Source organism: Homoserinimonas aerilata (assembly GCF_006716125.1).
In the GTDB taxonomy this organism is placed as follows: Bacteria; Actinomycetota; Actinomycetes; order Actinomycetales; family Microbacteriaceae; genus Homoserinimonas; species Homoserinimonas aerilata.
Map to the genome: position 1 here is coordinate 34547 of NZ_VFOM01000003.1, position 19444 is coordinate 53990.

General features: G+C 66.1%; 21 protein-coding genes. 14 read left to right on the top strand and 7 right to left on the bottom strand.

Going from position 1 to position 19444, the window contains the following annotated elements:
• Position 1: 1 nt before the first annotated feature.
• From FB562_RS11635 to FB562_RS11665, 7 genes are all read left to right on the top strand, one after another.
• Positions 2-1069, top strand: coding sequence for a maleylacetate reductase (locus FB562_RS11635; RefSeq protein WP_141881480.1), 1068 nt, complete (start codon positions 2-4; stop codon positions 1067-1069).
• Positions 1070-1085: 16 nt separating this feature from the next.
• Positions 1086-1994 carry an intradiol ring-cleavage dioxygenase gene (locus tag FB562_RS11640; protein WP_141881481.1) on the top strand — a complete coding sequence of 303 codons (909 nt, stop codon included), beginning with the start codon at positions 1086-1088 and terminating at the stop codon, positions 1992-1994.
• Between the two features lie 61 nt (positions 1995-2055).
• A complete protein-coding gene (locus FB562_RS11645; RefSeq protein ID WP_185740568.1) occupies positions 2056-3378 on the top strand; it encodes an ABC transporter substrate-binding protein in 1323 nt (440 codons plus the stop codon).
• Positions 3378-4181 (top strand): ABC transporter ATP-binding protein, encoded by an 804-nt coding sequence (locus tag FB562_RS11650; RefSeq protein ID WP_141881483.1) that lies wholly within the window; start codon positions 3378-3380, stop codon positions 4179-4181. Before FB562_RS11645 ends, FB562_RS11650 begins: the two co-directional genes overlap by 1 nt.
• Positions 4174-4866, top strand: coding sequence for an ABC transporter ATP-binding protein (locus FB562_RS11655; RefSeq protein WP_141881484.1), 693 nt, complete (start codon positions 4174-4176; stop codon positions 4864-4866). Before FB562_RS11650 ends, FB562_RS11655 begins: the two co-directional genes overlap by 8 nt.
• Before the next feature lie 3 nt (positions 4867-4869).
• A complete protein-coding gene (locus tag FB562_RS11660; RefSeq protein WP_141881485.1) occupies positions 4870-5739 on the top strand; it encodes a branched-chain amino acid ABC transporter permease in 870 nt (289 codons plus the stop codon).
• Positions 5736-6761 (top strand): branched-chain amino acid ABC transporter permease, encoded by a 1026-nt coding sequence (locus tag FB562_RS11665; protein WP_141881486.1) that lies wholly within the window; start codon positions 5736-5738, stop codon positions 6759-6761. Before FB562_RS11660 ends, FB562_RS11665 begins: the two co-directional genes overlap by 4 nt.
• Before the next feature lie 103 nt (positions 6762-6864).
• On the opposite strand, the gene FB562_RS11670 is transcribed toward FB562_RS11665, so the two are convergent.
• Entirely contained in the window at positions 6865-8097 is a 1233-nt protein-coding gene (locus FB562_RS11670) for an FAD-dependent oxidoreductase (RefSeq protein ID WP_141881487.1), read from the bottom strand.
• A gap of 74 nt (positions 8098-8171) precedes the next feature.
• On the opposite strand from FB562_RS11670, the gene FB562_RS11675 reads away from it, so the two are divergent.
• On the top strand, positions 8172-8969 hold the full coding sequence (locus FB562_RS11675) for an IclR family transcriptional regulator (protein WP_141881488.1): 798 nt from the start codon (positions 8172-8174) through the stop codon (positions 8967-8969).
• A 22-nt stretch (positions 8970-8991) separates the two neighbouring features.
• Here FB562_RS11675 and FB562_RS11680 read toward each other — a convergent pair whose 3' ends face one another.
• Entirely contained in the window at positions 8992-9429 is a 438-nt protein-coding gene (locus FB562_RS11680) for a MarR family winged helix-turn-helix transcriptional regulator (RefSeq protein ID WP_221625415.1), read from the bottom strand.
• Positions 9430-10044: 615 nt separating this feature from the next.
• On the opposite strand from FB562_RS11680, the gene pruA reads away from it, so the two are divergent.
• Positions 10045-11673 (top strand): L-glutamate gamma-semialdehyde dehydrogenase, encoded by a 1629-nt coding sequence (pruA, locus tag FB562_RS11685; RefSeq protein ID WP_141881490.1) that lies wholly within the window; start codon positions 10045-10047, stop codon positions 11671-11673.
• Positions 11674-11845: 172 nt separating this feature from the next.
• Here the strand turns inward: pruA and FB562_RS11690 are convergent, their stop codons facing one another.
• Entirely contained in the window at positions 11846-12565 is a 720-nt protein-coding gene (locus FB562_RS11690) for a winged helix-turn-helix domain-containing protein (RefSeq protein ID WP_141881491.1), read from the bottom strand.
• 432 nt (positions 12566-12997) lie between these two features.
• Complete coding sequence (gene upp, locus FB562_RS11695) at positions 12998-13630, bottom strand: uracil phosphoribosyltransferase (RefSeq protein ID WP_141881492.1); 633 nt, start codon at positions 13628-13630, stop codon at positions 12998-13000.
• Positions 13631-13695: 65 nt separating this feature from the next.
• On the opposite strand from upp, the gene FB562_RS11700 reads away from it, so the two are divergent.
• Positions 13696-14127 carry a nucleoside deaminase gene (locus FB562_RS11700; protein ID WP_141881595.1) on the top strand — a complete coding sequence of 144 codons (432 nt, stop codon included), beginning with the start codon at positions 13696-13698 and terminating at the stop codon, positions 14125-14127.
• A gap of 116 nt (positions 14128-14243) precedes the next feature.
• On the opposite strand, the gene FB562_RS11705 is transcribed toward FB562_RS11700, so the two are convergent.
• On the bottom strand, positions 14244-15206 hold the full coding sequence (locus FB562_RS11705; RefSeq protein ID WP_141881493.1) for a cation diffusion facilitator family transporter: 963 nt from the start codon (positions 15204-15206) through the stop codon (positions 14244-14246).
• Positions 15207-15229: 23 nt separating this feature from the next.
• On the opposite strand from FB562_RS11705, the gene proC reads away from it, so the two are divergent.
• Positions 15230-16081, top strand: coding sequence for a pyrroline-5-carboxylate reductase (gene proC / locus FB562_RS11710; RefSeq protein WP_141881494.1), 852 nt, complete (start codon positions 15230-15232; stop codon positions 16079-16081).
• Between the two features lie 15 nt (positions 16082-16096).
• On the opposite strand, the gene FB562_RS11715 is transcribed toward proC, so the two are convergent.
• The gene (locus FB562_RS11715) at positions 16097-16765 is read right to left on the bottom strand and encodes a potassium channel family protein (RefSeq protein WP_141881495.1); all 669 of its coding nucleotides are present in this window, start codon (positions 16763-16765) and stop codon (positions 16097-16099) included.
• Positions 16758-18182, bottom strand: a complete 1425-nt coding sequence (locus FB562_RS11720) for a TrkH family potassium uptake protein (protein WP_141881496.1) — start codon at positions 18180-18182, stop codon at positions 16758-16760. The genes FB562_RS11715 and FB562_RS11720 overlap by 8 nt, the downstream gene beginning before the upstream one ends.
• A gap of 95 nt (positions 18183-18277) precedes the next feature.
• Here FB562_RS11720 and FB562_RS11725 point away from each other — a divergent pair, with 95 nt between their 5' ends.
• From FB562_RS11725 to FB562_RS11735, 3 genes are all read left to right on the top strand, one after another.
• On the top strand, positions 18278-18835 hold the full coding sequence (locus FB562_RS11725) for an ArsR/SmtB family transcription factor (protein ID WP_141881497.1): 558 nt from the start codon (positions 18278-18280) through the stop codon (positions 18833-18835).
• A gap of 145 nt (positions 18836-18980) precedes the next feature.
• Positions 18981-19175: a helix-turn-helix domain-containing protein gene (locus FB562_RS11730; protein WP_141881498.1), complete on the top strand. Its 195-nt coding sequence runs from the start codon at positions 18981-18983 to the stop codon at positions 19173-19175.
• Positions 19176-19301: 126 nt separating this feature from the next.
• On the top strand, positions 19302-19400 hold the full coding sequence (locus FB562_RS11735; RefSeq protein WP_003792170.1) for a 30S ribosomal protein bS22: 99 nt from the start codon (positions 19302-19304) through the stop codon (positions 19398-19400).
• Positions 19401-19444 lie beyond the last annotated feature (44 nt).

Here is a 19444-nt window from a genome sequence, read left to right on the forward strand (position 1 = left end):
CATGGCTCTCGTCTTCGAGCACGAGACGCTGGCCCAGCGGGTGCTCTTCGGCACGGGCAAGGCGGCCGAGAACGTGGCCGCCGAGGTGGCCCGGCTGGGAGCCGCCCGGGTGATGGTGGTCGCGGCTTCGTATGAGGCCGAGATTGCGGCATCCGTCACCGCCGGTATTGATGTTGCCCTGGCCTACGACGATGTGGTGCAGCATGTCCCTATCGAGAAGGCCGAGCTGGCCCGGGCGGCGGCCACCGAGAACGACATCGACCTCATCGTGAGCGTCGGCGGAGGCTCGACGACGGGGCTCGCCAAAGCCATCGCCATGACGACGGGGATTCCCATCGTGGCGGTGCCGACGACCTATGCCGGGTCGGAGGCGACCAATGTGTGGGGTCTCACGGAGGCCGAACGTAAGACCACGGGTGTCGACAACCGTGTTCTCCCCGTCACCGTCGTCTATGACGCAGCACTCACTTATTCACTACCTGCGGAGCTGACTGTCGCGTCTGGGCTGAATGCGTTGGCGCACTGCATCGACTCGATGTGGGCACCCCGGGCAGACCCCATCAATCAGGCGCTCGGGGGGGAGGGTGTTCGTGCACTCGCGGCCGGTCTCCGAAGCATTGTCGGCTCTGCCAGCGATCAGGAGGGTCGCGAGCAGACGCTCTACGGTGCCTACCTGTCCGCCGTGGCGTTCGCTTCGGCTGGCTCGGGGCTACACCACAAGATCTGCCATGTGCTGGGTGGCACCTACAATCTGCCGCACGCGCAGACCCACGCGACAGTTCTTCGCTACGTGCTCGCTTTCAACGCGCCCTACGCTCCCGAAGCGGAGCAGCGCATCGCGCAGGCTTTTGGTGCCCCGACCGCGCTCGCCGGGCTCGACAGCCTGCGTGCCGACCTCGACGCGCCGCGGGCACTGAAGGACTACGGCTTCACCGAAGAGAACATCCCAGAAGCGGCGCGCATCATCATGCCGCTCATCCCCGCATCCAACCCCCGCCCGACCACCGAGGCAGAAATCCAGCAGCTTCTGCATCTGGCGTGGGCCGGCGCTGACCCCGTTTTCGACTGACAGCAAGGACGACGACATGAGTTCATTGACGAGCCCACAAATTTCTGCTGAGCAGAGCGCCCGCGAGGCCGACCTTGTCGCCACGGTCGTTGCCTCCTTTGACGGGGCGGAGGATGCCCGCCTGAAGCAACTGATGCAGGCCCTCACGCGGCACCTGCACGCGTTCGTGCGGGAGGTGCGCCTCACCGAGTCCGAGTGGGAGAAGGCCATAGCGTTTCTCACCGACTGCGGCCACATCACCAACGATCGCCGGCAGGAGTTCATCCTGCTCTCTGACATCTTGGGCATTTCGATGCAGACAGTCGCCGTCAACAACGAGGCCTACGCCAACGCCACGGAGGCCACCGTCTTCGGTCCCTTCTTTGTGGCGGATGCCCCTCGCATCGACATCGGGGGCGATATCTCTGGTGGCGCCCCCGGGCAGCCGTGTTGGATCGAGGGGAGCGTCAAGGACACCGAGGGCAACCCCATCCCCGGCGCGCGCATCGAAGTATGGGAGGCCGACGAAGACGGCTTCTACGACGTGCAGTACACCGATGACCGTGTCGCCGGACGTGCCTACCTCCACTCCGATGCCGACGGCAACTATGCGTTCTGGGGCCTCACGCCCACGCCATACCCGATTCCGTACGACGGACCGGTGGGCAAACTGCTCGAAGCCGTCGGCCGGTCTCCCATGCGGGCGTCCCACCTCCACTTCATGGTCACCGCGCCCGGTGCCCGCACCCTGGTGACCCACATCTTCGTGCGCGGCGATGAGTTGCTCAGCCGCGACTCCGTATTCGGGGTCAAGGATTCCCTCATCTACGACTTCGAGCAGCATGCCCCTTCTGAGGCCGCACCCGACGGGCGTTCAAACGCAGGAAGCTGGGCCAGCACTCGTTTCGATATTGTGCTCGCCCCGGCCTCCGAACCGGCCTCCTGACAGGTTCGTCCCGCATGGCACCAATATCCACATCCCGAACAACGACGTTGAGGAGAACAGCATGACCGCACCAAAGACCATTCGCAGAGCGGGGCGCTTGGGCGCACTGGCCCTGCTGACAGCATCAGTTGTTGTACTGGGTGGCTGCTCGGCCACCCTTGGCGGAGGCGGCGGAGGAGGAGGCGGTGACGACAAGGTCATCAAGATCGGCTACGTCACTCCGCAGACCGGCCCCCTGGCCTCGTTCGGCGAAGCCGATAGCTTCGTGATTGATCAGGTCACCAGCTACTACAAAGACAACGGAATCACGCTCGCCGACGGCGAGAAGTACGACGTTGAGATCATCACCAAGGACACCCAGTCCGACCCGAAGCGCGCCGGCGACGTCGCCGCCGATCTGATCCTCAAGGATGGGGTCGATGTCATCCTCGTCTCCTCCACCCCGGAGACCGTCAACCCGGTCTCCGACCAGTGCGAGGCCAACCAGGTGGTGTGCATCTCCACCGTCGCCCCATGGCAGGCCTGGTACTTCGGCCGGGGGGCCACACCCGATGACGGCTTCGAGTGGACCTACCACTTCTTCTGGGGCATCGAAGACGTCCAGCCCGTCTACGCCGACATCTGGAAGGTCGCCACCGACCCGCAGAACGTCGCAATGCTGCTGCCGAACGACTCCGATGGCGGCGCATGGGCGGATCCTGCGACCGGCTTCCCCGGCTTCATCGAGGCGCAGGGGCTCACCCCCAACGAGCCCGGTGTGTACCCGAACGGGAGCACAGACTTCAGCGCCCAGATCTCTGCATTCAAGCAGGCGAACAGTTCGGTGCTGATGGGTATCCCGATTCCTCCGGACTTCACCACCTTCTGGAAGCAGGCAGTGCAGCAGGGCTACCAGCCCGAGGTCACAACCATCGCCAAGGCCATCCTGTTCCCCTCGGCAGTCGAAGCGCTCGGTGAGTTGGGCAACAACCTCTCCACCGAGGTCTGGTGGGCCCCGAGCTACCCCTACAGCAGCTCACTGACCGGTCAGAGCTCCGCCGAATACGCCTCCGAGTTTGAAAAGGTGACTGGAAAGCAGTGGACTCAGCCGCTCGGTTTCGCTGAAGCACTGTTCGAGGTCGTGACGGCCGCGCTGAACGAATCGGCCAGCACCGAGCCCGCCGACATCCGCGATGCCGTCTCCACTCTGAAGGTCGACACGATTGTCGGACCGGTGGACTTCACGAGCGGCCCCAACGCCAACGTCTCGAAGACCCCTCTGGTTGGTGGCCAGTGGCGTCTGCAGGATGACGGCGGCTATGAGCTGGTCATTGTGTCGAATGCGGAGAACCCGCAGGTCCCCACCGCCGGCACCCCAGAAAAGATTGATTGGTCAGCTCGCTGATGAATTCATCCACGCTGCCGCTCATTGAGACCCGTACGCTGGGTCGCAGGTTCGGCCAGCTTCAGGTTCTCTCCGGCTTCGACCTACGGGTCGAAGCCGGGGAGGTCCTCGGCATCATCGGCCCCAACGGGGCCGGCAAGTCGACCTTGTTGGGCGTGCTCGGAGGATCGATTCCGCCGAGCACGGGCACCATCCTGCTCGATGGCAGCGATATCACGCGTCGCTCATCTCATTGGAGAGCGCGGAACGGGGTCGCGACCAGCTACCAGATTCCGCGTCCATTCCTCGGGATGACGGTGATGGAAAATCTGATGGTGGCCGCCACCTTCGCCGCAGGCAAGCGGGGGCGGTCTGCCCAGGAGGCCGCTCTGGGCGCGCTACGCCTCACGAATCTCACACGGTTGGTCAATACCGAAGCCAATGACTTGCGTCTCCTTGACCGCAAGCGGCTCGAGGTTGCCCGCGCGCTCGCGGCGTCGCCACGCCTGCTGCTGCTTGACGAGATCGCCGGTGGTCTCACCGAAAGCGAAATCCCCGAACTGGTCGACCTTGTGCGCACGGTGTCACAGGCAGGAGTCACGGTGATCTGGATCGAGCACGTCGTGCACGCCCTCACCGCCGTCGCCACCCGGCTGCTGTGCCTCACCTATGGGCGCATCCTCGCCGAGGGAGACCCCGCCACCGTTCTCGCCTCACCTGAAGTGCGCAGCGTCTACCTCGGCATCGACCCTGATCCCGAGGACTTCCCCGACGACGTGCATGGCGCTGAACCGAACGAAGCCACGGATGCCCCCCATGCTTGAGATCACAGACCTTTCGGCTGCCTACGGGCAGATGACCGCTATCCGCAACATCTCGCTGCGAGTTGAGAGCGGGGGGATCCTCGCCGTCATCGGCTCGAACGGGGCGGGCAAATCCACTCTGCTGAAGACCATCGCAGGCCAACTGAAGGCGACGACAGGCAGCATCCGCTTCGATGGTGAAGACATCACGACGCTGACCCCGCACGAGCGTGCCCGCCGAGGTGTTTCCCTGGTGCCGGAGGGGAGGCGGCTGTTCGCGTCGCTGACCGTGCACGAGAACCTGCAGATTGCACTCTCGGCCCGCAGAACCGGAAGGTGGACGATCGACGCCGTATACGACCTGTTTCCGCTCGTTGCTGAACGCCGAAATCGGCGAGCTGGCGAGATGTCTGGCGGCGAACAGCAGGCGACCGCTATCGCGCGCGCCCTCGTGGCAAACCCGAGCCTGCTTCTGCTTGACGAGGTCAGCCTCGGCCTCGCGCCCGCAATCGTCGGACAGCTCTACGATCGCATTCCTCTCATTCAGGAGCAGGGAACCGCGATCCTGCTCGTAGAGCAAGACGTCTCTCAGGCGCTTCGCGTATGCGACGACGTTCACTGTCTGCTGCAGGGCGCCACGTCGCTCGCCGGTCGAAACCTCGAACTCGCGGACATCTCCCGTGCCTATTTCGGATCCGAGGGCTGAGCCATGAACCTCATCGACGCGATAGTCCAGGGCATCCTCCTGGGCGGCCTCTACGCGATCTTCGCAGCCGGGCTGTCGCTCATGTTCGGGGTCATGCGCCTCGTGAACCTGGCCCACGGCGCCTTCGCTGTGCTTGCCGCCTATGGCGTACTTGTCATAGTGCGTGTGGCCCTTGTGTCACCGCTCATCGCGCTGCTCGTGGTCGCACCCGCAATGGCACTGCTCGGCTATGGCATCCAGCGCCTCATCCTGCAGAAGACACTGGGGGAGTCCCCGCTTCCGTCGCTGCTCGTGACATTCGGGCTCTCGATAATGATCGAGAACATCCTGCTCATGACCATGTCGGCAGACCAGCAACGGCTGAGCCTCGGCGCCCTCGACACTGCATCGATCGAGTTGCTCGGCGGCATCCGCATCGGCGTCTTCCCCCTGATCACCTTCCTGTTTGCGATCGTGGCGCTCGGGACGCTGTCGTGGGTCACGGCGCGCACCCAATACGGTCGCCTCGTCAGGGCTGTCAGCGACGACCCCGACACTGTGGCGCTGAGCGGGGCCAACCCGAAGCGGATCTACGGTTATGCCACCGCGATCGCGTTCGGTCTTGTGGCCTTCGCCGGCGTCGCCGCGGGAATACAGACGTCGTTCAGCCCGACATCGGGTTCCCTGCTCCTCATCTTTGCCTTCGAGGCCGTCATCATCGGCGGGCTCGGGAGCATCTGGGGCACCTTCGCCGGGGCGATAATCCTCGGCATCGCGCAGACGGTCGGTGCCGCCATCGCACCCGCACAGCAAGTCCTGATCGGCCACATCGTGTTCCTGATCTTCCTCGCATTCCTGCCTCACGGCCTGACCGGGCGAAAAGTGAAAATATGACCCCCACAGCAGTGACAGAGAAGTCCGCACCCATTCGCAGCGCGGTGAGCCGCTGGTCGAAGACATCTGTCTTCGGAACGGCAGGCATGCTTGTACTCGTCGTCGTGCTGGCGGCACTGCCCTATCTGATCAACCTCGGCACGCTGTACGCCCTGATCGACCTCTTCATCCTCCTCATTCTGGCGTCGACCTGGAATCTCCTCGCCGGTTACGGCGGGATGGTCTCGATCGGGCAGCAGGCGTACATCGGCATCGGAGCCTACGGGCTCGTGTCGATCGCCGACGTGTTCGGTATCAACGTGTTCCTCGCCATCCCCATCGCCGCGCTCGTCAGCGCCCTCGTCGCCGTTCCTGTCTCCTACCTGGCATTCCGTCTGGTCGGCGGCTACTTCGCCGTGGGCACCTGGGTGATCGCCGAAGTGTTCCGCTTGATCGCCATTCAGATTCCCGAGATCGGTGGTGGGGCCGGCATCTCACTCGGCGCGATGGCAGGCATCCCGCGAGACTTGCGCATCGCCCTCACCTATTGGGTTGCCCTCGCCTGTGCCGTGATCATCATCGCTGCCTGCGTACTGCTCGTGCGGTCGCGATTTGGGCTTGCCCTCACAGCCGTGCGTGACGACCCTCGGGCCGCCGCAACATCCGGGGTGAACGTTCAGGTATCCAAGCGATTGGTGTTCGTGATGGCGGCAGCCGGTGCGGGAGTGGGCGGGGCGCTCATGGCGCTCTCAACGCTCAGGGTGCAGCCTGACGGGGTTTTCTCCGTTCAGTGGGCGGCGTTCATGATCTTCATCGTCGTGGTCGGGGGCGTAGGTACGCTGGAGGGGCCGCTCTTGGGCGTTGTGGTCTTCTGGGCCCTCAAGCAGTCTCTCGCCGACTTCGGGCCGCTCTATCTGATTCTGCTCGGCATCATCGGGGTTGTCTTCGTGCTGTACATCAAGCGGGGAGTCTGGGGCCTCCTCACGCCGAGGGGCAAGGCTCATCTGTTCCCGGTCGGTTACCGGGTGCGACTCGACGACTGATACGCAGCCTCGCTAACCCGACGGCTACGGTCTGTCGCGACGGCTGCAGAACATTCCGCCGCCGTCGCGACAAGTCGCAGCCGTCAGGGCTCCGTGCGGGGCGTCAGGCGGAAGCGGGTGCCGACTCGGCGTTGTCCGCGTACACCCAGTCGGTGTAGCGGAAGGTGTTGCCCTCCGCCGCCTGGAACAGCATGTTGCGCAGCAGCTGCGGCAGCCCGCCGACATGCCACGATTCGCCCCACACGCGGGCGGTGCGCTGTACGCGGGCCGTGCGGGGCGAGCGCTCGGCGACGAAACGCTCGGCCACCGCATCCCACTCTGAGGCCTTGACGCCGCCGTCGGTGAAGACGGTGCCGACGCTCAGATCCTGCAGCACCGCAGCATCCTCAAGCGCCTGGCAGGCCCCCTGCGCGAGGTACTGCAGCATCGGATGCGCGGCATCGCCGATCAGCAGCGTGCGGCCATCGATCCAGTTGTCGATGGGTTCGCGGTCGAACATGGGCCAACGGATGCCCTGCCACAGATTCTTCAGCGACTCCTGCACCTGGGGCACGCAGTTGGCGTAGGCGGCGTGTAGCTCGTCGACGCCGCCGAATTCGGGCTCGCCCGCTTCGAAGGTCTCCGACTTGAACACGGCGACGGTGTTGAAGAGTTCGCCGGCGCGCAGCGGGTAGGTGACGAGGTGGCAGTTGGGGCCGAACCAGACGGTGACGTTGTCGACTTCGGTGCCTTCGATGGCTTCGTCGATCGTGGAGACGCCGCGGTAGGCGACGTAGGCCGAGTTGATGGGCTGGTCGCTGGCGGGCGTGACCTTCTCGCGCAGTTTCGACTTGAGGCCGTCGGCCCCGAGTACGAGGCCGGCGTCGTAGGTGGTGCCGTCGGAGGTGTGCACGCGGGCGCCGGAGTCGGTGGTTTCGACCCGCTCGACGTTGACGTTGTTGAGCAGGGTGACGCCACTCTCGCGGCATGCTTCGAGCAGAATCGAGTGCAGGTCGCTGCGGTGGATGACGATGTAGGGGGCGCCGTAGCGCTTCTCGAACTCACCCTGGAGGTCTTGGCGCAGCAGCGCGGTGCCTGTGATGGCGTCGCGGAACACGATCTGCTTCGGCGCGACCCCACGCTCGAGCACCTTGTCGAGCAGGCCCCAGCGGCGCAGCAGGCGCGTCGCGTTGGGGGCCATCTGCAGCCCGGCGCCGACCTCACCGAATTCGGCCGCCCGCTCGAGCAGTGTCACGGTGGCGCCGTTCTCGCGCATGGCCATGGCTCCGGCGAGGCCGGCCATTCCGCCTCCGACGACCACGACATCCGCGGTGTTGTTCTGTGTGATTGTCGTCATGGCTTGTCCTCGCTCCGTTGGGTGGATCATCCGACCCTCTCGCTGCCGAGTCCACTATTCAATAAAATTCTGGTGTGCAGAATCAGCCCCTTGGTCGTCGCCCGCCCTATGCGGTCGAATCAGTCGACACCACGCTCCGTCTTCTGCAGCTGCTGCGCGACGGCGGCAGCATGAGACTGACGGATGCCGCGGCGGAGGTGGGCGTGTCGCCATCGACCGCGCACAGGCTGCTGGCGATGCTCGTGTACCGCGGCTTCGCCGTGCAGGATGAGTCGAAGCTGTACTGGCCGGGCCCGTCGCTGGGCGCGGGGCCGGCGGGCGTGCCCTGGACGCGGGAGCTGCGCGAGGCGGTCGCCCCGCATCTGGAGCGGCTGGTTCGGCGCAGCGGTGAGACGGCGAACCTCATGCTGCGGGTGGGCGCCCATGTGCGGTTCATCACCACGATTGAGAGCTCTCATGTGCTGCGCGTCAGCGACCGGCGCGGTTTCGTGCTGCCGGCACGGCGGGCGTCCGGCGGCAAGGCACTGCTGGCCGAACTCGACCGTGCGGGCCTCGACAGGCTGTTCCGGGGGCCTGCCGCGGAGGCGTCGGGGGAGGGCGTCGACGCCGGCGAGTATGCCGGGTTGCTGCATGAACTCGAGCAGGTGCGTCGGGCCGGTTTCGCCACGAATGTCGAGGAGACGGAGGGTGGCGTGGGCGCGATCGGCGCGGCCCTGCATGACGCCGCGGGGTCTGCGGTGGCGGCGATCTCGCTGGCCACACCGGTGACGAGGCTGCCGGGCGCGCTGCAGCACGGCCTGGTCGAACTGGTGTTGGAGGCTCGCCGCGAGATCGATGCGGAGCTGGCCCGGTATCCGCTCTCCGGCAGATAACGGCGGCCGGTACGGCTGGTCGCTACCGCGCGCCGTCCCTGAGGCGGTCGCACAGCGAGGTCAGCTGGCGCAGCTCATCGTCGTTCAGGGCTGCGCCGACATGGGAGTCGATGGATGCCGCATGCTTGGTCGCGACCCGACGAAACAGCGAGAAGCCGTCGTCGGTGAGCGAGACGATGACCCCGCGGGCGTCGGCGGGGTCGGGCCGTTTCTCGATGAGCGCCCGCGCGGCGAGCCGGTCGACGAGCCTGCTGACGCTGGGCTGCGTGATGAGCAGGTCTTGCACGAGGTCCCGGATGCGCAGGGCCCGGCTCGGCTGCCGGGACAGGTTGAACAGCACGTCGTATTCGGTGAGCGAGATCTCGTCGGTGGGGAATTCGGTCCCGAGTTTGCGCATCACGGTCACCTGCGCACGGAACAGCGACTCCCACGCTGCGACCGTCACTGCCTTTGACGCCATGGCCATCTCCTCCTGCTTCACCCAACTCTAGGGTTTGCGGGCCGCGACGGCCTCCTTCATGTCGCTGCGTGGCGCATCCGTTAAATGATTGAGGGCCCGTCGTAGAGGCTAACGACGGGCCCTCTCCCTTGCACCAAGAGTGTCCTGCAATCACATTCCGTAGAAGCTGCCACAGCAAACAACTTCCACTTCCTGAACCATATAACGGAAAGGTAACGGGCGCTAGTTATCGAACCGTTATTTTTGCTGTAAGTTTCCTGTGCGTCTAGACAGCCCCGTCTGCCATGTCCTTTGGCGTCTCACTCGTGAATGACCCGCACGGATGTCCCGGGCCCGAAATCGACGCTCGGTGTTCGAGCTGTGCAGGAGATTTCCATCGAAACGCCGCCGTGCGGCGGGCGAATGCGGCGTGTTGCAACGAATCTCCTGTTGAGAGCAGCCGCTTGGGCAGTGAGGTTGGCCAATCGGCAACAGCCCCGCCTGCCGCGCAATTCGCCCGGGTCGACAAGCAGTGGCTGTATGAGCAGATGCGCCGTATGCTGGACTGTATACCAAGCTGAATACAGCGATCGGATGCGGTGAGGCATCCGAAAGGACGCCACAGAGGAGCCCGCAATGTTCGACGGAATCACCGCAGCCCCCACCCCCGTGAACGAGCCGGTGTTCCCCCACGCCCCCGGCTCGCCCGAACGAGCCGAGCTCGACGGCGCCATCGCTGAGATGGCCGCGACCCGGCACGAGTTCGCCATGACCATCGGCGGGGAACAGCGGCGCGGCGCCGGCGAGGTCGTCGACGTTGTGCAGCCGCACGACCGTGCCAGTGTGCTCGGCACCGTCGCCGCGGCGACCCATGACGACGCGCAGGCCGCCATCGACGCCGCGACCGCTGCCGCGCCTGCCTGGGCTGCGCTTCCCTTCGACGAGCGCGCTGCCGTCATGCTGCGCGCTGCCGACAAGCTCTCCACCACCTGGCGTGCCCGCATGAACGCGGCCACCATGCTCGGCCAGTCGAAGACCATCCAACAGTCCGAGATCGACGCCGTCGCCGAGCTGGCCGACTTCTTCCGCTTCAATGTGCACTTCGCGCAGCAGATCATGGCGCAGCAGCCGATCAGTCCGAACGGCCAGTGGAACCGCATGGATTACCGCCCGCTCGACGGCTTCGTCTACGCGATCACGCCCTTCAACTTCACGTCCATCGCCGGAAACCTGCCCACGGCGCCCGCGCTCATGGGCAACACGGTCATCTGGAAGCCGTCGATCACGCAGAGCCTCTCCGCCGAGGTCACGATGCGCCTGCTCGAGGAGTCGGGCATGCCGCCCGGAGTCATCAACCTGGTCACGGGCCACGGCAAGGCGATTTCGGATGTCGTGCTCGACGACCCGGGGCTGGCCGGCATCCACTTCACCGGCTCCACTGCGGTGTTCCAGAGCCTGTGGTCGCAGGTGGGGCAGAACATCTCGCGCTACCGCTCCTACCCGCGCCTCGTCGGCGAGACCGGCGGCAAGGACTTCATCGTCGCCCACCCGAGCGCCGACGTGGAGCGCCTCCGCACGGCGATCGTGCGCGGCGCCTTCGAATTCCAGGGGCAGAAGTGCTCCGCAGCATCGCGCCTCTACGTCGCCCGCTCGGTGTGGGCGCTGCTCAAGGACGACCTCGTGGCCGAGGTGCGTGACATCGCGATGGGCTCGCCGCTGGACTACGGCAACTTCATGGGCGCCGTCATCGACGACCGCGCGTACGCTCGCGTCTCCGCGGCCATCGAGCGCGCCAAGGCGAACCCGAAGGCCACGATCATCGCGGGCGGAGGGCACGACGACAGCGTCGGGTACTTCATCGAGCCGACGATCGTCGAATGCACCGACCCCGACGATGAACTGTTCACGACCGAGTTCTTCGGCCCGCTGCTCGGCGTGTATGTGTACGACGACGCCGACTTCGACACGGTTCTGCGCATGGTCGACACGGCGTCGCCGTACGCGCTCACGGGCGCCATCTTCGCGACCGACCGTGGAGTGATCGAGCGGATGTCCGACGCGCTTCGGCAGACGGCCGGCAATTTCTACGTCAACGACCGGCCCACGGGTGCCGTCGTCGGCCAGCAGCCCTTCGGCGGCTCACGCGCATCCGGAACCAACGACAAGGCCGGCTCGCTGTTCAACATGGTGCGGTGGACGAGCCCGCGCGCCGTCAAGGAGACGTTCAATGCCCCCACGGACTACCGCTACCCCCACATGCGCTGACGCCGCCGCCCCGCCCCGCCCCGCCCCGGCGTGCGCGTCTGCTTCGAACGTGCGCGCCCGCTCGAGCATCGGCGCACGTCCCGAACGGGCGCGCACGTGCGTTGTCCGAGGTCTCCGCTGGTCGAGGTGTTGCGCTCTGGCGCGACAGTCTCGAGACCGGCCTACGGATGCCCTACAGCAGGTCGGGCGAGGGCGTGCTGGTGTGCTGCACGGAGACGTCGGCGTGCCGGTCGAAGCGGTAGCCGACGCCGCGCACGGTGCGCACGATCTCGTCGTAGCCGCCGAGCTTGGCGCGCAGGCGGCGCACGTGCACGTCGATGGTGCGCTCGTTGGGCGCCTCGTCGTCGTCGGCGCCCCACAGCCCGGATATGAGTTCGTGCCGGTCGATGGTGCGGCCTTCGCGCAGCACGAGGTACTGCAGCAGCTCGAATTCTTTGTAGGTGAGCGGGGCGACGTCGCCGTCGAGTACGACGCGCTTGCGGGAGAGGTCGATGATGACCCCGCCGCGCGATTCCGGTTCGACGGTTTCGTCGTGGCGGCGGTGCTTGGCGAGCGCGGCCGGGTCCTGCAGTGCGAGGCGCACGACGTCGACGTCGCGGCCGCCTGCACCCTGGGGGGCGAGCGCGACGGCGGCGTAGGTCTCTGCGCTGGGCACGAGCTCGGCGGTGAGTTTCTTGAGTGCTTCGACGATGGAGCCGAGGTCGGTTCCGGCGTTGAGCGCCTTCAGTTCGTCGACGCCCACGTACAGCACGAAGCCGCGGGCTTCGGTGCCTTCGGGAACGGCGCGCAGGCGCGGTGCCTCGGATGCGGGGGCGGATGCCGGTGCGGCGGCGACCGGTGCGAGCGGCTGGCGTACGGCGGGACGGGTGACGTCAAGGGTTGCGAGTGACATGGGTCGAATTTCCTTCGGAGGGGTGAAGGGCCTCTAATGATGAGGTTGTGATCCTTCGATTACTTCAGGCTGTGCGCTGAGGGGTGACATCTCGTTATGAGGGGATGCATCCCGGAGTCCGCTTATGGGCGAACTCGGCAGGTTGTTGGCCGACTAAGCGCACATTCGACAACACAGTGCGGCGCTGCTCGGCATCATCATGCCGGCGTTCCTCGAGGCCGCGGGGGCGATCGAAGTGCGCGCGAATGTAGTCATTGACCCAGTATCGGTCACGCCTGCCAGAAATATCAAGTCCGGATGCCGCTCACCCGCGGGTCGAGGAGCGAGGCTGTCCGTACCCGCGGGTTGAGGGACCGAGGAACGAGGTCGTCCTCACCCGCTGGTCGAGGTGTCGCGCTCTGGCGCGACAGTCTCGAGACCAACCCCCGCAGTTCAGACGGTGCCGTACAGCCTGTCGCCGGCGTCGCCGAGCCCGGGCACGATGTAGCCGTTCTCGTCGAGGCGTTCGTCGACGGCGCCGAGCACGATGGTGACATCACGCCCTTCGGTCGCAGCCTTGACGGCTTCGAGGCCTTCGGGGGCGGCGAGGATGCACACGGCCGTGACATCCTGCGCGCCGCGCTCGAGCAGGTACTCGATGGCGGCGATGAGTGAGCCGCCGGTGGCGAGCATGGGGTCGAGCACGAAGCACTGCCGGTTGGAGAGGTCGTCGGGTAGGCGCTCGGCGTAGGTGGTGGGCTGCAGTGTCTCTTCGTCGCGCACCATGCCCAGGAACCCGACCTCTGCGGTCGGGACCAGCTTGACCATGCCTTCGAGCATCCCGAGCCCTGCCCGCAGGATGGGCACGACGAGCGGTCGCGGCTGGCTGATGGTGACGCCGGTGGTGGGGCCCACGGGGGTGACGATGTCGATGGGGTCGACGCGCACGTTGCGGGTGGCCTCGTAGGCGAGCAGCGTGACGAGCTCTTCGGTGAGCGCACGGAAGGTCGGCGATGCCGTCTCCTTGTTGCGCAGCACCGTCAGCTTGTGGGTGATCAGCGGGTGGTCGGCAACATGGACTCGCATACTGTTAAACCTAGTCGAGGGAGGAGGCGCGCGTGACAGTCGTTCCAGAACGGTTCGGTCGACGGATGCTTGAGGCCGTCGCCGACGCACGCCTGGCCCTCGAGACGGGCGATGTGCCGGTGGCTGCCCTCGTGCTCGATGCGAACGGCGCCGTCATCGGCTCGGGTCGGAACGAGCGGGAGCTGCGTCGCGATCCGACCGCGCATGCGGAGGTTCTGGCGTTACGTGCCGCCGCCGAGGCGAGGGGCGACTGGCATCTGGATGACACGGTGCTGGTGGTCACGCTGGAGCCGTGCGTGATGTGCGCGGGCGCGATCCTTGCCGCGCGTGTGCCCGTCGTCGTGTTCGGCGCGTGGGATGAGAAGGCGGGCGCTGCGGGCAGCGTGCACGATCTGCTGCGCGATCGGCGCCTGCCGCACCGAGTGGAGGTGTTCGCCGGCGTGGAGGAGCAGGCCTGCGCGAAGCTGCTCACGGACTTCTTCGCCGAGCGCCGGTAGTCACAGGCTCCGCGGGTCGAGGTGGTGCGGTCTGCCGTGCCAGTCTCGAGACCCGGTCGGTCGCAGGTGAGGTTTCAGACGGCCGCGGGCGGCCTCCTCAACCCGCAGGGTCGGCCTCAGTCGACGCCGCGGATGACGAAGGTGTCGGTGGCCGGGTTGCCTGCGCTGGGCGCGTGGTACACGTCGGGCTCGAGGTAGATGATGCGTGCGGCGGGCACGGCGGTGCGGATGGCGGCCTCGACCTCGTTGATGGCGGTCGCGACATCCGCAAGCCGCTGGGTGGGGGCGAAGGCGATCTTGGCGCCGACCATGAGCTCATCCGGCCCGACGTAGAGGGTGCGGATGTGGATGAGCGACTCGACCTTGGGGTGCGCGTTGATGGCGTCGCGGATGGCGTTGCCGTCGGCCACGGTCGCGCCTTCTCCGACGAGGAGGCTCTTCGTCTCGATGCCGAGGATGATGGCGACGAGCACGAGCAGTACGCCGATGGCGAGGGTTCCGATCGCGTCCCACATGGGGTTGCCGGTGAGGATGGTGAGGCCGACGCCTGCGAGGGCGAACACGAGGCCGGTGAGCGCGGCGACGTCTTCGAGTAGCACGACGGGCAGTTCGGGCTGGCGGGCGCGGCGCACGAATTCGATCCAGCCCTGATCGCCGCGCACGTGGTTGGACTCCTTGATGGCGGTGCGCAGTGAGAACGATTCGAGCACGATGGCGATGACGAGCACGAGGATGGGCAGCCACGCGTTCTCGAGCGGGTGCGGGTGGGTGAGCTTCTCGTAGCCTTCGTAGAGCGAGAACACGCCGCCGACGCTGAACAGGATGATGGAGACGACGAAGGCGTACACGAAGCGTTCGCGCCCGTAGCCGAAGGGGTGCTCCTGGTCGGCTTTGCGCTTCGCCTTGCGCCCGCCGATGAGCAGCAGCACCTGGTTGCCGGTGTCGGCGAGCGAGTGCACGCCCTCCGCGAGCATCGAGCTCGACCCGGAGAAGAACCATGCGATGAACTTGGTGATGGCGATTCCCGCGTTTGCGAGCATCGCCGCGATTATTGCCTTGTTTCCGCCGGTAGCGCTCATGCGATCAATCCTAGGATGCTGGAATGACCTCGAATCAGGCAATCACTCAGACTCACCCGACGATCACGATTCTGGGTGCCGGCGCCATGGGGTCCGCCATCCTGGATGGCCTGCTCGCCGAGGGGCGGTTCGCCCGGGAGTTCCGCGTCACGAACCGGCGCCGTGATTCGCTGCTGCTTCCATGGCCGGCCGGGGTGACGGCGTTCTCCACGGAGGATGATCGGAACGCTAACAGGGCGGCCGTCGAGGGTGCCGAGCTGGTGCTGCTGGGGGTGAAGCCGTCGATGGTCGACGATCTGCTGGCGGAGATCGCGGATGCCCTCGAGCCGGGTGCCGTCGTGGTGAGCCTCGCGGCGGGCGTCACGACGGCCATGATGGAGAGCTTCCTGCCGGAGCATGTCGCCGTGGTGCGGTCGATGTCGAACACTCCCGCTGGCGTCGGCTTCGGTATGACGGCCATTGCGCGCGGCTCCCGGGTCAGCGACGCCCAGTTCGAGCTGGTGGGGCGGATGTTCAGGGCCGTCGGCGAGGTTCTGGTGCTCCCCGAGGAGAAGCTGGATGCCGTGACGGCTGTCTCCGGCAGCGGCCCCGCCTACGTCTATTACATGATCGAGTCGTTTGCCCGCACGGCGGCCGACATGGGCTTCACGCAGGCTGAGGCGGAGACGCTCGTGACGGAGACGTTCCGCGGCGCGGTTGAGCTGCTGCGGGCATCCGGCAAGTCCCCTGAGCGCCTGCGGCTCGATGTGACGAGCCCAGGCGGCACGACGGAGCGGGCCATCGGTGTGCTCGAGAACGCGGATCTCTCGGCCACCTTCGCGGCGGCGATCGCTGCCGCTGCTGCACGCTCGAAGGAGATGTCGGCCGGGCGGTGACCGCAGAACGCGACCCTACTGGACCGAGGCGAACCGTTCGATGTCGAGCGCGTTCCCGCTGACGATGATGAGGTCGTGGTTCGTCAGCACGGTCTCTGCGGTCGCGTAGGTGAACTCCTTGCCGGGCGATTTCACGCCGACGACGGTGATGCCGAACTTCTTGCGCACCTGCGAGTCGGTGAGCGTCATGCCACGGATGGGCTTGGGCGGGTACATCTTGACGATCGCGAAGTCATCGTCGAACTCGATGAAGTCGAGCATCCGACCCGAGACCAGGTGGGCGACGCGCTCGCCGGCCTCCGCCTCCGGGTAGATGACGTGGTTGGCGCCGATGCGGGCGAGGATCTTGCCGTGCGACTGGCTGATGGCCTTGGCCCAGATCTGCGGGATCTTCAGGTCGACGAGGTTGGCGGTGATGAGCACGCTCGCCTCGATGGACGAGCCGACGGCGACGACGGCGACCGAGAAATCCTGCGCGCCGATCTGGCGGAGCGCCTCGATGTTGCGCGCATCCGCCTGCACCGTGTGTGTGACCCGCTCCGACCACTTCTGCACGAGCTGCGCGCTCTCGTCGACGGCGAGAACCTCGCGGTCGAGGCGGTCGAGCTGCCCGGCAGTGGCCGCGCCGAAGCGACCGAGCCCGATGATGAGCACGGGGGCGTCGTGAGGAATCTTGTCAACCAACGATGGGCCTCTCTTCTGGGCGCTTGAACAGTTGGCGTCGCTGGGCTGCGGCGAGGGCGGCGGCCAAGGTCACTGTACCAACGCGGCCCGCCCACATTGTGGCCGCGAGCACGATTTTTCCGGCATCCGGGAGTTGCTCCGCCAGGCCTGTGCTCAGCCCGGACGTGCCGAACGCCGAGATGACGTCGAAGAGCACGAAGTCGAGGGGTGCCTTCGTCAACTGCAGCAGGAAGATGGTTGCGCCGGCGACGATTGTGGCACCCCAGAGGGTGACGCTGACAGCGAGACGCAGCACGTCGATGGGGATGCGTCGCGAGAAGACCTGCATGTCCTCGTCGCCGCGTGCCTCAGCGAACGCGGCGAGAAACAGCACCGCCAGCGTGGTCACCTTGATGCCGCCGGCGGTCGACGCCGAGCCGCCACCGACGAACATGAGCATGTCCATGACGAGCAGGCTGGAGCCGTTGGCCTGGCTGAGATCGATGGGGGAGAAGCCGCCAGAGCGGGTCATGACAGACAAGAAGGTTGCGGTGAGTGGTCGGCTGACGGCGTCGTCGGCTCCGATCGTGGCCGTGTTGTTCCACTCGAGAACGGCGATCGCGATGGCGCCCAAGACGATGAGCGACACCGTTGTGAAGAGCGTGAGTTTTACGTGCACCGACAGGCGGCGCGGGTTGCGCCAGCCGCGGGAGAGGGCGAAGATCACCGGAAATCCGACGCTGCCGAGGAACACGGCCAGGGCGAGAACCGTGAGCATCCACGGGTCGGTCTTGAACGGCTCGAGCCCGTCGGCATTGGGGGTGAAGCCCGTGTTCGTGAAGGCGGATGCCGCGTAGTAGAAGGACTGCCACGTCGCGCTCCACCCGTCGAAGCCGGCGACGAGCAGGCGCGGGAAGATCAGGATGGCCACCGCGATCTCGATGACGAGGGCGCTGAGCGCGACCGTGGCGAGCAGCCCGCCGATCTCGCCGAGCCGGATGGCCTGCGACTCGGAGACGGGGCCGTGGTGGATGCGCGACGGGTTCGAGTCGCTCGCCGCCATCAGGCGGGTGCGCAGCCCGAGGCGGCGCGAGACGACGAGGCCCATGATGCTGGCGAGGGTGAGCACACCGATGCCGCCGACCTGAAGACCGACCAGGATGGCGACGTTGCCGAAGGTGCTCCAGTGCGTCGCCATGTCGACGACGGAGAGCCCCGTCACGCAGATCGTGGAGACGGCGGTGAAGAACGCATCCGTCAGCGAGGTCTGTTCGCCGCTCACATGGGAGATCGGCAACGCGAGCAGGGTGGTGAGCACCACGACGAGGCCGGTGAAGATCGCGATCGCGAAGCGTGCCGGCGAGACGGTCGCGAAATCGTCCACCATGTCGCGGAAGCGGGCGGAGGCCGTGGTGCGCGACACGAGCTTCGTGCGCATGCTGCCCCCTCGGTGACTCGACGCTGAGGGTGCGACGCGCACCCGTGTGACAGCTTGACATGGTACTCCCTGCTGTGGGCCGTTAGCCTGTTGCCATGGCTGACATCTTTGACGTCGTGGCGGATGCGACGCGGCGCGAACTTCTGCAGGTCCTCCTCGAGCGCTACGTCGCTCCTGAGCCGGCGGCGGGGGATATCAGCGTCGGTGAGCTGGTCGAGAAGCTCGGCCTGAGTCAGCCCACCGTCTCCAAGCATCTCAAGGTGCTGCGTGACAGCGGGCTCGTCTCGGTGCGCGAGGAGGGTCAGCACCGCTACTACAGCCTCGATTCGTCGCCGCTGGAGATTCTCGAGGACTGGCTCATCCCGTTCCTCAGTGCCGACTTCGACACGGTCGACACGGCGGATGCGTCGCCCGCTTTCGCGGCCTGGTCTGGCAGTCAGCTTCCCGCGCCGCTGGGCAGGGTGGGGGAGGCCATCGATCACCCGGCCGAGTCCGGGGCCGCCGTCGGGCGCGCCGTCGCCGACGCCACGCACGGTGCACGGCATGCCTTCGAGGAGGCCACGCACAACGCCCGCCAGGTCATCGAGGAGGCGTCTGAGACGGTCGAACGCCGCGTCATCGACCCCATCAAGAAGAAGCTCAAGAAGGACTGATTCGGCGGCATTCCCTGCCGATCTCCCGAAATGGGGGCGGATGCTCGGCATCTTGCATCTGGACAATCAGTCACATCTGCCCCTAAAGTTACGAACTAGCACTCCAGTAACACCCGTTTCGAGTGCCCGCATGAGGGGTAGTTGCATGGCACGCGATCTTTCTGACGTGAAGTTCCTGACGGTGGCCGAGGTCGCCGACATGATGCGTGTCTCCAAGATGACCGTCTACCGGCTCGTGCACTCGGGCGAACTGCCGGCGATCCGCTTCGGCCGCTCCTTCCGTGTGCCCGAGTCCGCTGTCGAGGCGGCCATCGAGTCGCACATCGCCGACGTCGGCTGAGGCCGTTTGTCCCTGTTTCGTCGTCGCGTCGTCGGCGTGCCCAACTTCAGGTAGACTCTCGAGAGTCAATTTTTTCCGCGGTTCTGAACGGACCCGGTCGTCCGTTCAAGAATCAGTGAGGTCTTTATGGGTTCCGTAATCAAGAAGCGTCGCAAGCGTATGGCGAAGAAGAAGCACCGCAAGCTGCTTCGCAAGACCCGCCACCAGCGCCGCAACAAGAAGTAGCAGCAGCGCAACAGACAGCGTCAGGCTTCGTGCCTGGCGCTTTT

Bases quoted from the DNA above. Each gene is read 5' to 3' on its own strand.
- FB562_RS11635 (WP_141881480.1), top strand. From the start codon at position 2: ATGGCTCTCGTCTTCGAGCACGAGACGCTGGCCCAGCGGGTGCTCTTC.
- FB562_RS11640 (WP_141881481.1), top strand. From the start codon at position 1,086: ATGAGTTCATTGACGAGCCCACAAATTTCTGCTGAGCAGAGCGCCCGC.
- FB562_RS11645 (WP_185740568.1), top strand. From the start codon at position 2,056: ATGACCGCACCAAAGACCATTCGCAGAGCGGGGCGCTTGGGCGCACTG.
- FB562_RS11650 (WP_141881483.1), top strand. From the start codon at position 3,378: ATGAATTCATCCACGCTGCCGCTCATTGAGACCCGTACGCTGGGTCGC.
- FB562_RS11655 (WP_141881484.1), top strand. From the start codon at position 4,174: ATGCTTGAGATCACAGACCTTTCGGCTGCCTACGGGCAGATGACCGCT.
- FB562_RS11660 (WP_141881485.1), top strand. From the start codon at position 4,870: ATGAACCTCATCGACGCGATAGTCCAGGGCATCCTCCTGGGCGGCCTC.
- FB562_RS11665 (WP_141881486.1), top strand. From the start codon at position 5,736: ATGACCCCCACAGCAGTGACAGAGAAGTCCGCACCCATTCGCAGCGCG.
- FB562_RS11670 (WP_141881487.1), bottom strand. From the start codon at position 8,097: ATGACGACAATCACACAGAACAACACCGCGGATGTCGTGGTCGTCGGA.
- FB562_RS11680 (WP_221625415.1), bottom strand. From the start codon at position 9,429: ATGGCGTCAAAGGCAGTGACGGTCGCAGCGTGGGAGTCGCTGTTCCGT.
- pruA (WP_141881490.1), top strand. From the start codon at position 10,045: ATGTTCGACGGAATCACCGCAGCCCCCACCCCCGTGAACGAGCCGGTG.
- FB562_RS11690 (WP_141881491.1), bottom strand. From the start codon at position 12,565: ATGTCACTCGCAACCCTTGACGTCACCCGTCCCGCCGTACGCCAGCCG.
- upp (WP_141881492.1), bottom strand. From the start codon at position 13,630: ATGCGAGTCCATGTTGCCGACCACCCGCTGATCACCCACAAGCTGACG.
- FB562_RS11700 (WP_141881595.1), top strand. From the start codon at position 13,696: ATGCTTGAGGCCGTCGCCGACGCACGCCTGGCCCTCGAGACGGGCGAT.
- FB562_RS11705 (WP_141881493.1), bottom strand. From the start codon at position 15,206: ATGAGCGCTACCGGCGGAAACAAGGCAATAATCGCGGCGATGCTCGCA.
- proC (WP_141881494.1), top strand. From the start codon at position 15,230: ATGACCTCGAATCAGGCAATCACTCAGACTCACCCGACGATCACGATT.
- FB562_RS11720 (WP_141881496.1), bottom strand. From the start codon at position 18,182: ATGCGCACGAAGCTCGTGTCGCGCACCACGGCCTCCGCCCGCTTCCGC.
- FB562_RS11725 (WP_141881497.1), top strand. From the start codon at position 18,278: ATGGCTGACATCTTTGACGTCGTGGCGGATGCGACGCGGCGCGAACTT.
- FB562_RS11730 (WP_141881498.1), top strand. From the start codon at position 18,981: ATGGCACGCGATCTTTCTGACGTGAAGTTCCTGACGGTGGCCGAGGTC.
- FB562_RS11735 (WP_003792170.1), top strand. From the start codon at position 19,302: ATGGGTTCCGTAATCAAGAAGCGTCGCAAGCGTATGGCGAAGAAGAAG.